Origin of the sequence: uncultured Xylophilus sp., assembly GCA_913776965.1 — a bacterium.
Taxonomy (GTDB): domain Bacteria; phylum Pseudomonadota; class Gammaproteobacteria; order Burkholderiales; family Burkholderiaceae_C; genus Xylophilus.
The window spans coordinates 1-14,373 of record CAJYQL010000121.1 but is presented as its reverse complement, the minus strand read 5'-3'; the positions used below and the strand labels follow the sequence as shown (position 1 = coordinate 14,373).

Annotated in this window: 16 protein-coding genes; 11 read left to right on the top strand and 5 right to left on the bottom strand. The window is 66.8% G+C overall.

The window, feature by feature from the left end:
- The first annotated feature begins 44 nt into the window (after positions 1–44).
- From QZ500_RS16990 to tolA, 10 genes are all read left to right on the top strand, one after another.
- Positions 45–629, top strand: a complete 585-nt coding sequence (locus QZ500_RS16990) for a GspH/FimT family pseudopilin (protein ID WP_295856840.1) — start codon at positions 45–47, stop codon at positions 627–629.
- 66 nt (positions 630–695) lie between these two features.
- The gene (locus QZ500_RS16985) at positions 696–1,352 is read left to right on the top strand and encodes a riboflavin synthase (protein WP_295856837.1); all 657 of its coding nucleotides are present in this window, start codon (positions 696–698) and stop codon (positions 1,350–1,352) included.
- Complete coding sequence (gene ribBA, locus QZ500_RS16980) at positions 1,352–2,467, top strand: bifunctional 3,4-dihydroxy-2-butanone-4-phosphate synthase/GTP cyclohydrolase II (protein WP_295856835.1); 1,116 nt, start codon at positions 1,352–1,354, stop codon at positions 2,465–2,467. The genes QZ500_RS16985 and ribBA overlap by 1 nt, the downstream gene beginning before the upstream one ends.
- A 3-nt stretch (positions 2,468–2,470) precedes the next feature.
- A complete protein-coding gene (gene ribH, locus QZ500_RS16975) occupies positions 2,471–2,938 on the top strand; it encodes a 6,7-dimethyl-8-ribityllumazine synthase (RefSeq protein WP_295856833.1) in 468 nt (155 codons plus the stop codon).
- Positions 2,935–3,504, top strand: a complete 570-nt coding sequence (gene nusB / locus QZ500_RS16970; RefSeq protein WP_295856831.1) for a transcription antitermination factor NusB — start codon at positions 2,935–2,937, stop codon at positions 3,502–3,504. Before ribH ends, nusB begins: the two co-directional genes overlap by 4 nt.
- Positions 3,505–3,521: 17 nt before the next feature.
- Positions 3,522–4,706, top strand: a complete 1,185-nt coding sequence (locus QZ500_RS16965) for a pyridoxal phosphate-dependent aminotransferase (protein ID WP_295856842.1) — start codon at positions 3,522–3,524, stop codon at positions 4,704–4,706.
- Positions 4,707–4,722: 16 nt separating this feature from the next.
- Positions 4,723–5,145, top strand: a complete 423-nt coding sequence (locus QZ500_RS16960; RefSeq protein WP_295856829.1) for a YbgC/FadM family acyl-CoA thioesterase — start codon at positions 4,723–4,725, stop codon at positions 5,143–5,145.
- On the top strand, positions 5,142–5,843 hold the full coding sequence (tolQ, locus tag QZ500_RS16955; protein WP_295856827.1) for a protein TolQ: 702 nt from the start codon (positions 5,142–5,144) through the stop codon (positions 5,841–5,843). The genes QZ500_RS16960 and tolQ overlap by 4 nt, the downstream gene beginning before the upstream one ends.
- A gap of 18 nt (positions 5,844–5,861) precedes the next feature.
- Entirely contained in the window at positions 5,862–6,293 is a 432-nt protein-coding gene (locus tag QZ500_RS16950) for a biopolymer transporter ExbD (RefSeq protein ID WP_295856826.1), read from the top strand.
- Between the two features lie 29 nt (positions 6,294–6,322).
- Complete coding sequence (gene tolA, locus QZ500_RS16945; RefSeq protein ID WP_295856825.1) at positions 6,323–7,357, top strand: cell envelope integrity protein TolA; 1,035 nt, start codon at positions 6,323–6,325, stop codon at positions 7,355–7,357.
- 132 nt (positions 7,358–7,489) lie between these two features.
- Here the strand turns inward: tolA and acnB are convergent, their stop codons facing one another.
- The 5 genes from acnB to QZ500_RS16920 all read right to left on the bottom strand — a co-directional run bounded on the left by acnB (position 7,490) and on the right by QZ500_RS16920 (position 13,612).
- On the bottom strand, positions 7,490–10,075 hold the full coding sequence (acnB, locus tag QZ500_RS16940) for a bifunctional aconitate hydratase 2/2-methylisocitrate dehydratase (RefSeq protein ID WP_295856824.1): 2,586 nt from the start codon (positions 10,073–10,075) through the stop codon (positions 7,490–7,492).
- A 70-nt stretch (positions 10,076–10,145) separates the two neighbouring features.
- The gene (locus QZ500_RS16935) at positions 10,146–10,748 is read right to left on the bottom strand and encodes a hypothetical protein (RefSeq protein WP_295856823.1); all 603 of its coding nucleotides are present in this window, start codon (positions 10,746–10,748) and stop codon (positions 10,146–10,148) included.
- A gap of 48 nt (positions 10,749–10,796) precedes the next feature.
- On the bottom strand, positions 10,797–11,804 hold the full coding sequence (locus tag QZ500_RS16930) for an aldolase/citrate lyase family protein (protein WP_295856822.1): 1,008 nt from the start codon (positions 11,802–11,804) through the stop codon (positions 10,797–10,799).
- Positions 11,801–12,577: a trans-aconitate 2-methyltransferase gene (gene tam, locus QZ500_RS16925; RefSeq protein WP_295856820.1), complete on the bottom strand. Its 777-nt coding sequence runs from the start codon at positions 12,575–12,577 to the stop codon at positions 11,801–11,803. Before tam ends, QZ500_RS16930 begins: the two co-directional genes overlap by 4 nt.
- Positions 12,578–12,625: 48 nt before the next feature.
- Positions 12,626–13,612: a malate dehydrogenase gene (locus QZ500_RS16920; RefSeq protein WP_295856819.1), complete on the bottom strand. Its 987-nt coding sequence runs from the start codon at positions 13,610–13,612 to the stop codon at positions 12,626–12,628.
- A gap of 227 nt (positions 13,613–13,839) precedes the next feature.
- On the opposite strand from QZ500_RS16920, the gene QZ500_RS16915 reads away from it, so the two are divergent.
- On the top strand, positions 13,840–14,373 hold a 534-nt coding region (locus tag QZ500_RS16915; protein ID WP_295856817.1), incomplete at its 3' end, for a GntR family transcriptional regulator.

The window sequence follows — 14,373 nt, the reverse complement described above, 5'->3', positions numbered from 1 at the left end:
ACGTGTGCTCTTCCGATCTGTAATCAGCCATCGGTTTGCTGGCCATGAGCCGACGTCGTGAGGTGCGGCTCGGCGTCCACGGCTTCACGTTGCTGGAGTTGATGATCACCATTGGGATCGTTGGGGTACTGATGGTGCTTGCCGCGCCGAGTTTCGTCACTTTCAAACGAAATTCAGAACTGACATCGGCAGCAAACGCGCTGCTTGCAGGGTTCAACACCGCCCGATCCGAGGCCATGAAGCGTAACGTCTATGCTGGAATCGTGCCCAATGATGGGAGCGACTGGGCCAGTGGCTGGAAGATTTTTGTGGATGCGAACCTAAACGGAGGGCTCGATTCTGGCGAAACGGTGGTGTTCACCCGTGCCGGGCTGCCATCGTATTTCACAGTGACGGGAACGGGAAACGCCCAAGGCACCGCGCCTTACGCGCTTTTCAACGGTTCCGGCTATGCCACGTCGAAATCTGGAGCACTTGGCCCGCTTACGATCACCATTGCGCGGAACGATCTGACGGGCACGGCACTTCTGCCGGAAACACGCCGTCTGATGCTGGCGATAAGCGGTCGCACCCGCATCTGCACACCCGCAAGTGCCAACGACGCCAAGTGCGCTGCATCTGGTTCCTGAAGCGCCGGGGTGACAAGGCTCGTCTCGTGGGCGAATCGTTGCCGCAATCCCTGCGAAAATGCGTCCATGTTTACAGGAATCATCACAGGCGTCGGTCGAATTTTCAAGGTAAGCGATCTTGGCGACACGCCGAATCACGGCAAGCGTTTGACAGTCCGCACACCGTTCGGGTATTTGGACGATGTCATCTTGGGTGACAGCATCGCTATTAACGGCGCTTGCATGACGGTAACGTCTATCGAGCCGGAATCGGGAGGTTTCACGGTCGACATTTCGGCCGAGTCACTCGACAAGACAGCAGGGCTGAACCTTCCGGAAACGCTGGTCAATCTCGAAAAAGCACTGCGTGCGTCTGATCGACTCGGTGGACACATTGTTTCCGGGCATGTGGACGGCATCGGCCATGTCACGTACTTCGCCTCAGTCGGCGAAAGCTGGGACTTGCGGATCGTGGCTCCACGAAGCCTCGCTCGGTACTTGGCGTACAAAGGGTCCATCACCGTCAATGGCGTGAGCTTGACAGTCAATCAAGTCGTGGACGGAGCCGACGGACCGGAATTCCACATCAACCTCATTCCCCATACCATCGAACACACAGCGTTGAAGACCCTCGCAGCAGGCCTGAAGGTCAATCTCGAAGTGGATACTGTCGCGCGCTACGTCGAACGAATGGTCACTGTCGCTGGATACCCGCTACCACCCATGGGCGAGACAATCGCGTGATGAGTTCAGCGCCCTCCACCATCTCACCCGTCGAAGACATCGTCTCCGACCTCAAAGCCGGCCGGATGGTCATCCTCGTCGACGAAGAAGACCGCGAGAACGAAGGCGACATCGTCATCGCAGCGGACCATGTGACCGCCGAGTCGATCAACTTCATGGCGCGGCATGCGCGCGGGCTGATCTGCCTGACCCTGTCGCGCGAACTGTGCGAGCGTCTACGCCTGCCGCCGATGGTGGCGCGTAACGGTGCGAAGCATTCCACGGCATTCACCGTCTCGATCGAGGCAGCCGAGGGCGTGACCACCGGCATATCCGCAGCTGACCGTGCGCGGACGGTGCAGGCGGCCGTCGCGGCGGACGCGCAGCCGTCGGATCTCGTGCAGCCCGGACACATTTTTCCGCTACAGGCGGTCGATGGGGGTGTCCTCATGCGGGCCGGGCACACCGAGGCCGGTTGCGATCTGGCCGCGATGGCCGGCTGCAGTCCCGCGTCGGTGATCTGCGAGATCATGAACGACGACGGCACGATGGCGCGTCTGCCCGATCTGCAGGTGTTCGCCGCGACGCACGGGCTGAAGATCGGCACGATCGCCGACCTGATCGAATACCGCAGCCGTACCGAAACGCTGGTCGAGAAGGTCGGTAGTCGTCCGCTGCAGACCGCAGCAGGCGTGTTCACCGCTCACGCGTTTCGGGACAAGCCGAGCCAGGGTCTGCACGTCGCATTGGTGATGGGAGCCTGGACGGAAGCCGACGCCGTGCCGGTGCGGGTGCACGAGCCGCTGTCGGTGCTCGACGCGTTGGAAGTCGGCCGCGGCATGCATTCATGGAACCTGGACGAAAGCCTGCGCCATATTGCGAGCCAGGGCCATGGTGTCGTCGTACTGTTGAACTGCGGCGAAAGTGCGGACGAGTTGTTGGCGCAGTTCGAGGGCACCGCGCGATCTGCCCAAGCGCCGGAACGCGGCCGCCGCGACCTGCGGACCTACGGCATCGGCGCCCAAATTTTGCGCGAATGCGGCGTGGTCCGCATGAACCTGATGGGCCCGGCGCGCCGCCTGCCCAGCATGACCGGCTACGGGCTCGAACTCGTCGGCTACCTTCCGAAGGAATGAACCGTGCGTGACGCAAACCAGGGCACCATGCCCACCCCCGACGGCAGCCACAAACTCCGCATCGGCATCGTCCAGGCCCGTTTCAACGAGGACATCACCGAAGCGCTCGCCGATGCGTGCCGCGACGAGCTCACGGCGCTCGGCGTGCCGGCCAACCAAGTGGTCCATGTGCAGGTCCCCGGTGCGCTCGAAGTGCCGAATGCACTCCAGGCCCTTGCCGCGACCGGCCGCTTCGACGCACTAGTGGCGCTCGGCTGCATCATCCGGGGCGAGACGTACCATTTCGAACTGGTGGCAAACGAATCCGGCGCGGGTGTGACCCGTGTCGCCCTCGACCACCGCATCCCGATCGCGAACGCGATCCTCACCACCGAAAACACCGAGCAGGCACTTGCACGGCAGACCGACAAGGGGCGCGACGCGGCCCGGGTCGCCGTGGAGATGGCCCTGCTGCTCCAATCGCTCGCATGACCGCAGACCACCTTCCCGAACCCACCGACAGCGACGCCCCAGGCAAAGCCCCTTCGACACGCCCCGGACTCACCAGCACCGGCGCACGCAAGGCATCGGCGAAATCGGCCCGCACCCGGGCCCGCGAGTTCGCCCTGCAGGCGCTGTACCAGCACCTCGTCGGCCGCAACGACGCGACGGCGATCGACCATTTCACCCGCGACCTGTCGGGCTTCCACAAGGCCGACGCGGTCCACTACGACGCCCTGCTGCACGGCTGCATCGACGAGGCCGAGCGCCTCGACGGCCTGGTCGTGCCGCTGCTCGACCGAAAGCTGGCTGAGATCTCGCCGATCGAACATGCGGTGATGTGGATCGGCGTGTACGAGTTCCTGCATTGCCTCGACGTGCCGTGGCGCGTGGTGCTGAACGAGTGCATCGAGCTGGCGAAGGAATTCGGCGGGACCGACGGACACAAGTACGTCAACGGCGTGCTGAATGGACTGGCGCCTTCGCTGCGCCAAGACGAAGTCGCCGCCGACGCCGCGCGTAGCAAGCCCGGCGGCAGTGCGGGCCGGGGATCTTGAGCGCCGGTAAGGACGGCCTGCGCCTGTCCGGCCGCGCAACGCGGATCGAGCCGTTCTATGTGATGGAGGTGGCCAAGGCGGCGGCCGCCCGCGCCGCTGCGCTGGTGCACGACAGCCGGCCGATGATCTTCCTGAACATCGGCGAGCCGGACTTCACCGCTCCACCCCTGGTGCAGCAGGCCGCGGCACGCGCCGTGCAGGACGGATGCACGCAGTACACCTCCGCACTCGGGCTGGACACCCTGCGCGAGCGGATCGGCGGCTGGTATGCGCAGCGGTTCGGCGTCGACGTGCCGGCTTGCCGGATTGTCGTCACGGCCGGGGCGTCCGCGGCGCTGCAGCTGGCCTGCCTGGCCCTGATCGACACCGGCGACGAAGTGCTGATGCCCGATCCGAGCTATCCGTGCAACCGACACTTCGTGAGCGCAGCCGACGGCCGTGCGGTCTTGGTGCCGACCACGGCTGAGGAGCGCTACCAGCTCAGCGCCGACAAGGTGGCCGAGCATTGGACCGACCGCACCCGCGGCGTGCTGCTCGCCTCGCCGTCGAACCCGACCGGCACCTCGATCGACCCGGACGAATTGGCGCGCATTCACGGCGTCGTGCGCGACCGCGGCGGCGTGCTGCTGATCGACGAGATCTACCTCGGCCTCAGCCACGACCAGCGCTATGCGCAGACGGCCCTGGCGCTGGGCGACGACATCGTCAGCATCAACAGCTTCAGCAAGTACTTCCACATGACCGGCTGGCGGCTGGGCTGGATGGTAGTGCCCGAGGCCCTGGTGCCCGCGGTGGAACGGCTGGCGCAGAACCTGTTCATCTGCCCCAGCACCGTGGCCCAGCATGCGGCGCTGGCGTGCTTCGAGCCGGAGAGCATCGCGGAGTACGAGCGCCGCCGCGCCGAGTTCAAGGCGCGCCGCGATTTCTTCCTGCCCGCACTGGAACGCGCCGGCTTGCCGGTCCCGGTAGCGCCCGACGGCGCGTTCTATGCCTGGGCCGACACCCGTGCCGCCTGCGCGAAGCTGGGCGTGGCCGATAGCTGGGATCTGTCCTTCGCACTGATGGACCGTGCCCACCTAGCAGTGACGCCGGGCCGCGATTTCGGATCGGCCGACACGGCGCAGCGCATCCGGTTCTCGACCGCCAATTCCATGGCGCAGCTGCAGGAAGCCGCCGAACGGCTGCAGTCGCTGCTCGGCTGACACCCGCCCTCCCCCGATGGCCTTCACCTTTCCGATCCGCATCTACTGGGAAGACACCGACGCCGGCGGCATCGTCTTCTACGCCAACTACCTGAAGTTCTTCGAACGCGCCCGCACCGAATGGCTGCGCTCGTTGGGGCTCGAGCAGCAAAGGCTGCGCGAGCAGAGCGGCGGCATGTTCGTGGTCACCGACACGCAGGTGCAGTACCGGCGGCCGGCCCGGCTCGACGATCAACTGCTTGTTACAGCCGCGCTGCAGTCGGGTGGCCGCGCCTCCCTGACAATCGCGCAGCAGGCGTTCCTAGCTCCCGCCCCCGGCGGCGACGGCAGCGCCCCCCTCCTGCTCTGCGAGGGAACCATCCGCATCGGCTGGGTCGAAGCTTCCACGCTCCGGCCGACCCGCATACCGCCCACACTCCTGGAAATCCTCACACCATGAACCAACAAGACATGTCCATCGTGCACCTGGTGCTCAACGCCAGCATCGTGGTGCAACTGGTCATGCTGCTGCTCGCGGGCGTCTCGATCGCGAGCTGGGCAGCGATCTTCCGCAAGCTGTTCGCGCTCAAGCGGGTGAAGGCCCTGAACGAGGATTTCGAGCGCGAGTTCTGGTCGGGCACCAGCCTGAACGACCTGTTCGCGTCCGCCGCCGCCAACGCGAAGAATGCCGGCCCGATGGAGCGCATCTTCGCGAGCGGCATGCGCGAATACCAGAAGCTGCGCGAGCGCCGGGTGACCGATCCGGGCACGCTGCTCGACGGTGCGCGCCGGGCCATGCGTGCGAGCTTCCAGCGCGAGATGGACATGGTCGAGTCCAGCCTGTCGTTCATGGCGACGGTCGGCTCGGTCTCGCCGTATGTCGGCCTGTTCGGAACGGTCTGGGGGATCATGCATGCCTTCACCGGACTGTCGGCCCTGCAGCAGGTGACGCTCGCGACCGTGGCGCCCGGCATCGCCGAAGCACTGGTCGCGACCGCCATCGGCCTCTTCGCCGCGATCCCGGCGGTCGTGGCCTACAACCGGTTCGCCCGCGACATCGACCGGGTGGCCATCCACCAGGAGACCTTCATCGAGGAGTTCTCCAATATCCTGCAGCGCAACCTCGGCGCACCGGCTTCCACGGCCTCCGGCCACTGACGCGAAGGGAGCAGCGACATGCCCGCCATGGCTTCGCGCGGCCGCGGCCGCCGCACCATCAACGAAATCAACATGGTGCCGTTCATCGACGTGATGCTGGTGCTGCTGATCATCTTCATGGTCACCGCGCCGCTGATCACCCCGAGCATGATCGACCTGCCCTCCATGGGCAAGGCGAACAAGCAGCCCGACCGGATCGTGCAGGTGATCGTCGGCAAGGACGAGACGCTGCAGCTGAAGACCGCCGACCGCACGGCGCCGACGACGCTGCGCGATGTGGCCACCGCGGTGCAATCGGCCCAGACGGCTGGCGACGCGGCGCCGGGCAGCACGGCAGTGGTCATCAGTGCCGACCGGACCGTGAAGTACGAGACGGTGGTCAAGGTGATGGACACGCTGCAGCGCGCCGGCGTGCAGCGGGTCGGCCTGTCGGTCCAGCTTGCGCCCTGAGACGCGGGCGCCCGCAAGCATCGTCGTCCATGCAGCCCCACGCTCCCCACGAACGCACCGAGTTCGCGCCGCCGCAGCCGCGCGGGCAGTTGCGCGCGCTTGGCCTGGCCGTGCTCGCGCACCTCGTCCTGCTGGGCGCACTGACCTGGGGCCTGCGCTGGCGCCAGGTGTCCGATGCGCCGGCGGTGGAGGCCGAGCTCTGGTCGGCCACGCCGCGGCAGGCCGCGCCGCGCGCAGTGGAGACACCCGACCCGCCGCCGACGCCCCGCCCCCCTCCTCCGCCCCCGGCCCCGGCGCCCCGGCCGGCTCCGCCGCCGCCCCCACCGCCCCCTGCGCCGACACCCGACACGCGCGACGCCGACATCGCGCTCGAGCGCCAGAAGCAGCAGCGCGAGAAGGAACGCGCCGAGAAGATCGAAGCGCAGCGCCAGCAGAAGCTGAAGGAACAACGCGAGCGCGAGAAGGAAGCCAAGGAAAGGGAAGCCCGCGAGAAGCAGGCGCGCGACAAGCGCGAGCAGCAGGAACGCGAGAAGCAGGAGCGAGACAAACAAGAGCGCGAGAAACGCGAAAAGCTCGAAAAGCAGGAGCGCGACAAGCAGGCCCAGCTCGACAAGCAGAAAGCCATCGACAAACAGAAGGCCGACGACCGCAAGAAGCAGGAACAGGCCCGCGAACAGCAGGAAGCCAGGCAGCGCGAAGCCGAACGCCAAGCCAACATCAAGCGGATGCAGGGGCTGGCGGGCGCCACCGGCGGTGCGAACGCGACCGGCGCCGACCAGCGGTCGTCGGGACCCTCCGGCAGCTACGGCGGCCGGGTCGTGGCGAAGGTCCGTCCGAACATCGTCTTCGCCGACGACGCACCGGGCAATCCGCGGGCTGAGGTCGAGGTGCGGGCGGCGCCCGATGGCACCATCGTCGGCAAGCGACTGGTCAAGTCCAGCGGCAATGCGGCCTGGGACGAAGCGGTGCTGCGGGCGATCGACAAGACCGAGACCCTGCCGCGTGACATCGATGGTCGGGTCCCGTCGCCGATCATCCTGGGCTTCCGCCCGCGCGGCGAGTAATTTCCGAAGGAAATCGAGCTCCAGCGCCCGCTGCGCCTGCGCAGGCAGCTATCGAAACCGTAGCATTTCAGTTTGCACAGAAAAAAAGCCCGCCGTATCACGGCGGGCTTTTTTGCAGGGGTGCTGTGGCGATCAGGCCGGAACGGTGTCCGCCGCTTCCTGGTACGCCGGCAGCTTGTCGAAGTTCAGGTATTGGTAGATCTTCGCGCCGTCCTTGTCGATCACGCCCATGTCGGCCATGTATTCCTCGCGGGTCGGGATACGACCCAGGCGCGAGCAGATCGCGGCCAGTTCGGCGGAGCCCAGGTACACGTTGGTGTTCTTGCCCAGCCGGTTCGGGAAGTTCCGAGTGCTGGTGGACATCACCGTCGCGCCTTCGCGGACCTGCGCCTGGTTGCCCATGCACAGCGAGCAGCCGGGCATCTCGGTACGCGCACCGGCAGTGCCGAACACGCCGTAGTGGCCTTCTTCGGTCAGCTGGGCGGCGTCCATCTTGGTCGGCGGTGCGACCCATAGCTTCACCGGGATGTCGCGCTTGCCTTCCAGCAGCTTGGAGGCTGCGCGGAAGTGGCCGATGTTGGTCATGCAGGAGCCGATGAACACTTCGTCGATCTTGGCGCCCGCCACGTCCGACAGCGTCTTCACGTCGTCCGGGTCGTTCGGGCAGGCGACGATCGGCTCGTGGATGTCGGCCAAGTCGATCTCGATGACCGCTGCGTAGTCCGCATCGGCATCGCCTTCGAGCAGTTGCGGGTTCTTCAGCCAAGCTTCCTGGGCGGCGATCCGGCGGCCCAGCGTACGGGCGTCGGCATAGCCTTCGGCGATCATCCAGCGCATCAGGGTGATGTTGCTGTTGATGTATTCGATGATCGGCTCCTTGTCGAGCTTCACCGTGCAGCCGGCGGCGGACCGCTCAGCCGACGCGTCGGACAGCTCGAACGCCTGCTCGACCTTCAGCTTAGGCAGGCCCTCGATCTCGAGGATGCGGCCGGAGAAGATGTTCTTCTTGCCCTTCTTCTCGACCGTCAGCAGGCCGGACTTGATCGCGTACAGCGGGATCGCGTTGACCAGGTCACGCAGCGTCACGCCGGACTGCATCTCGCCCTTGAAGCGCACCAGCACCGACTCGGGCATGTCCAGCGGCATCACACCGGTGGCGGCCGCGAAGGCGACCAGGCCGGAGCCGGCCGGGAAGCTGATGCCGATCGGGAAGCGGGTGTGGCTATCGCCGCCGGTGCCGACGGTGTCGGGCAGCAGGAAGCGGTTGAGCCAGCTGTGGATCACGCCGTCGCCCGGTTTCAGCGCGATGCCGCCGCGGGTGCTGATGAAGTCCGGCAGCTCGTGATGGGTCTTCACGTCGACCGGCTTCGGGTAGGCAGCGGTGTGGCAGAACGACTGCATCACCAGGTCGGCCGAGAAGCCCAGGCAGGCCAGGTCCTTCAGCTCGTCGCGGGTCATCGGGCCGGTGGTGTCCTGGCTGCCGACCGAGGTCATGCGCGGCTCGCAGTAGGTGCCCGGGCGCACGCCCTTGCCTTCCGGCAAACCGCAGGCGCGGCCGACCATCTTCTGCGCCAGCGTATAGCCCTTGCCGGAATCCGCCGGGTCCCGGGGCAGGCGGAACAGCGTGGAGGCCGGCAGGCCGAGGGCTTCGCGCGCCTTGGCAGTCAGGCCGCGGCCGATGATCAGCGGAATCCGGCCACCGGCGCGCACTTCGTCGAACAGCACGTCGCTCTTGACCTGGAATTCGGCGATGACCTGGCCGTCCTTCAGCGCCTTGCCTTCGTAGGGACGCAGCTCGACCACGTCGCCCATGTTCATCTGGCTCACGTCCAGTTCGATCGGCAGCGCGCCGGCGTCTTCCATCGTGTTGTAGAAAATCGGGGCGATCTTGTTGCCGAGGCAGACACCGCCGAAGCGCTTGTTCGGCACGTACGGGATGTCCTCGCCGGTGAACCACAGCACCGAGTTGGTGGCCGACTTGCGGCTGGAGCCGGTGCCGACCACGTCGCCGACGTAGGCCACCAGGTTGCCGCGGGCGCGCAGGTCCTCGATGAACTTGATCGGGCCGCGCTTGCCGTCTTCCTCGGGCGTGATGCCGTCGCGCTTGTTCTTCAGCATCGCGAGCGCGTGCAACGGGATGTCCGGGCGGCTCCAGGCATCGGGTGCGGGCGACAGGTCGTCGGTGTTGGTCTCGCCGGTCACTTTGAAGATCGACACGGTCAGGCTTTCCGGCACTTCCGGACGGCTGGTGAACCACTCGGCATCGGCCCAGCTCTGCAGCACGGCCTTGGCGTTGGCGTTGCCGGCGTCGGCCTTTTCCTTCACGTCGTGGAACTGGTCGAACATCAGCAGCGTCTTCTTCAGCGCGTCCGCCGCGACACCGCCGACTTCGGCATCGTCCAGCAGTTCGATCAGCGGGCCGATGTTGTAGCCGCCGAGCATGGTGCCGAGCAGCTCGGTCGCCTTGGCGCGGCTGACCAGCGGATTCTTTTCCTTGCCCAGCGCGACGGCGGCGAGGTAGCTGGCCTTCACCTTGGCCGCGTCGTCCACGCCGGCCGGCACCCGGTGGGTGATCAGGTCCATCAGCAGTTCGGACTGGCCCGCACCCGGATTCTTCAGCAATTCGATCAGCTCGGCGGTCTGCTGCGCGTTCAGCGGCAGCGGCGGAATGCCGAGCGCGGCGCGTTCGGCAACGTGGTCAATGTAGGCTTTCAACATGGTTTTTCTCCGGGGGGCGAGACGGGGGCAAGGAATTCGGTGGACGCAGTCCGCGTGCGACGGGATTCCGTCAATTCTTGTTGGGCGGGTCGAGCGGCTCGAGGATGCTCTTCGGCGGGTTCTTCTTCATCTCGTCGGCAAAGGCCACCTGTTGCGGGCTCTGGCATTCGTCGGCCAGCCGCTCGCCGATCTTCTGGTTCATCAGCATCGACTTGTTGCCGAGCTGCAGCCACATGGCGCCGGCGCGCGGGTCTTCCAGGCGGATCGCGCCGGTGCGGCTGTCGACGGGGTGCATGCGGTAGCTGACCTTCTGGGTCTTCACGGTGAAGAAGCCGGGCCGCTTCTCATCGGCGGTGATGGTGACGTTCGCGCCGAGCTCGCACTTGATCGGGCCGACGAAAACGCGCTGCGCGACTTCCAGGTCCTTTTCGCTCAACGTGATGCTGGTGTCGTCGCTGACCGGCGTGACTTCCTCGATGGCCTTGACCGCCGAACGGGGCAGTTTCGGCTGCGGCTTCTTCTTGGCTTCAGCCTTCAACTTGGTGGTGTTCGCCGCCGTAGACGACTTCGCTGCCGGCTTGGCATCGGACTTGGCCGTCTGGGCGACGACGGCACCGGGCAGGCCCAGGGCGGCGGATGCCGCGACAGCGGCAGCAATGACAGCGTATTTCATGGAATCGGAAAGGACGAAAACAGGAAGATCGGCAACCGGAGCGACGGCTCAGGCATGGGAAACCGCCGGCGCGAACCAGCGTTGCGCGTCAGCCGGCAACGGCCGGCCGGTGCGGTGTGCGCGTTCCAGTACCTGCCAGTAGTGGCGGTAGCTGGCGCGGTCGTGCAGATGGCCTTCAAAAGCGATCGGGGCCCAGGCTGCATCTGCGGCAGCAGCTATGATTTTCGTAGCAATTTCGACATCGGCCGCATCCGGCGCGAACGCGGCGAGGATCGGCCGGATCTGCGCGGGGTGGATGCTCCACATCCGGCTGTAGCCGAATTCGCGGGCAGCGCGCCGTGCAGCCGCGCCGATGGCCGCGGCATCGGAGAACTCGGTCACCACGCAATGCGACGGCACCTTGCCGGCGGCATGCGCCGCCGATGCGATCTCGAGTTTGGCGCGGACAACCAGCGGATGGGTGAACTGGCCAGCCACCGCCATGCCGTCCGCCGGAATCGCGCCGGCATGGGCCGACACGAAGTCCATCAGCCCGAAGCTGAGGGACTGCACCCGCGGATGGGCGGCGATGTGGAAGGCGCGATGCACTGCCCCGGGCGATTCGATCAGCACCTGCAGCGGCAGGCCGGCGCCGCCTGCGGCATCGACGGCCTGCACTGCCCGTTCCACATCGGCCACGGTTTCGACCTTCGGCACCATCACATGCACCAGCCGGCCGGCGGCGCGGCCGACGATTGTCGCCACGTCCGGCTCGAACGCCGGATGGTCGACCGGATGCACGCGGGCCGCGACGCGGGCCTGCGGTGCGGCAGCCAGCGCCAGATCGGCGACCAGGGCCGCATGCTCGGCCTCGCCGCCGGCGGGCGCCCCGTCTTCGCAGTCCAGGGTCACGTCGAAGACGCAGGTGCCGAACTCCTGCGTCATCTCGGCCTGCAGCTGCAGGCTCTTGCGCATGCGGGCCTCGACGCCGCTGTAGTGGTCGCACACCGGCAGCACGACGGCGCCAGCCTGGGCACCGAGCAGGGCTTGGCGGGGATGGAGCACGGACGCGGTCATGGGGCGCGGCGCGCGACGATGAACATGCGCGGAAAAGCGAGCAGGCGTCGGCCGTCGGCCCGCAGCGGATAGTGGGCGGCGATGCGATCGGTATAGGCGGCCAGATAGCCCGGACGCAGCGCCTCGGGCAGCCGTTCGACGAACGGCTTGAGGCCGGTGGCGCTGACCCATTCGACGATCGCTTCGGGCGACGCCATCGGGTGCTGGTAGACGGTGTGCCACACGTCCACCACGGCAGCGGCAGGGGCCAGCAGGTCGTAATAGGCGGCCAGCGGCAGGATGCTCGACCGCAGCGCGTGCACATCGTCCATCGCATCGGCGTAGGGCGGCAGCGCAGCCACCTCGCGCATCGCCCGGTGGCTGGGCTCGTCGCGGTTGTCGGGCATCTGCACGGCGAGCACGCCGCCGGGGGCCAGCAGGGCGAACAGCCGGGGAATCAGTTCCTCGTGGCCCGGCACCCATTGCAGAGCCGCGTTGGCGTAGATCAAGTCCGGCGGCGTATCGGGCACCCAGGCCGCAATGTCCGCCGCGTCGAAGCGTACGCTCGGCAGACGCTGGCGGGCGCTGTCGAGCATCGCGGGCGAGTTATCGACGCCCACGACGGCCGGCGCGCCGAAGCGGCCGACCAGCAATTCGGTGGAGTTGCCCGGTCCGCAGCCGAGATCGACAGCGAAGCGCGCGGTTTCCAGGGGCACCCACGCCAGCAGCTCGCGCGCCGGGCGGGTACGTTCGTCCTCGAACCGGCGGTAGAGCGCAGGGTTCCACTCAGCCATGGTGCGACGTCTGCTCCGTCGGATACGAGGACGAGGGTGGCACCGAGATCAGAGCAGGTGGGCAACGCCGGCGCGCTCGCCTTCGAGCTCTTCCAGCGTCTTGTTGATGCGTTCCTGGCTGAACGAGTCGATGTCCAGGCCTTCGACGACCTTGTATTCGCCGTTTTCGCAGGTCACCGGGAAGCCGAACATCACGTCCTTCGGGATGCCGTACTGGCCGTCCGACGGCACACCCATCGTGACCCACTTGCCGTTGGTGCCCAGGGCCCAGTCGCGCATGTGGTCGATTGCGGCGTTGGCAGCCGATGCGGCCGACGACAGGCCGCGCGCCTCGATGATCGCCGCACCGCGCTTGCCGACGGTCGGCAGGAAGGTGTTGGCGTTCCACTCCTGGTCGTTGATCATCTGCGCGACGCTTTCGCCGTCGATCGTGGCGAAACGGTAGTCCGCGTACATCGTGGGCGAGTGGTTGCCCCAGACGGTCAGCTTCTCGATCGACGCGACCGGCTTGCCTGTCTTGGCGGCGATCTGGCTGGCCGCGCGGTTGTGGTCGAGGCGCAGCATCGCGGTGAAGTTCTTGCGCGGCAGGTCCGGTGCGCTCTTCATCGCGATGTAGGCGTTTGTGTTGGCCGGGTTGCCGACGACCAGCACCTTCACGTCGCGGCTGGCGACGGCGTTCAGCGCCTTGCCCTGTGCGGTGAAGATCGCGCCGTTGACGGCCAGCAGCTCCGCGCGTTCCATGCCCGGGCCACGCGGACGCGATCCGACCAGCAGCGCGTAGTCGGCGTCCTTGAAGGCCGTCATCGGATCGCTGTGGGCTTCCATGCCGGCCAGCAGCGGGAAGGCGCAATCGTCGAGTTCCATCATCACGCCCTTGAGCGCCTTTTGGGCCTTCTCGTCCGGAATCTCGAGCAACTGCAGGATCACGGGCTGGTCCTTGCCGAGCATTTCGCCGGAGGCGATGCGGAACAGCAGGGCGTAACCGATTTGACCGGCGGCGCCGGTGACGGCGACACGGACGGGCTTCTTGCTCATAGGGGAAGGACTCCAGAGGGTTGTATGACGGATGCGCATCCGCAGGGACCGAAGGCCGGAGAAGGCCGCCCGGCAGCAGATGTGCCCGGCAGCCCTGCGGAAACAACCGCGGAGTGTACTGCCGAAAAAGTCGGTGGGTCAATTTGTCTTATGTCTTATATAAGATATCATCCCGGCCTGCCTGCGGCACTTCCGCTCTGCGCGCCCTCCTCCCAGTTCACCCACCGATGTCGTCTGTTCTCCCCGTTTCCGCGGGCACGACCGCTGCCGTGCCGACCGCACCGGCCGACGGCATCGCCCCGGCCTTCAGCCCGCTCTATCAGCAGATCAAGCAGCTGATCCTGCAGCGCCTCGAAGCCGGCGACTGGAAGCCCGGCGAGGCGATTCCCAGCGAAATGGAACTGGCGGCCCGCTTTCGCGTGAGCCAGGGGACGGTCCGCAAGGCGATCGACGAACTCGCCGCCGACAACCTGCTCGTGCGGCGCCAGGGCCGGGGAACGTTCGTGGCCACGCATTCCGAACGCCATGTCCAGTACCGATTCCTCAAGCTCCGGCCCGACGCCGGCACCGACACCCCCGCCAGCCGGCGCGTGCTGGAATGCCGCCGGGCCCGCGCCCCGGCCGAAGTGGCACGCGCCCTGTCGATCCGCAGCGGCGAAGCAGTGGTCTTCGCGCGCCGCGTTCTCTCCTTCGCCGGCGTGCCGACGGTGCTGGAGGAGCTCTGGCTGCCGGGCCAAGCGTTCAAAGGGCTGACCGCCGCG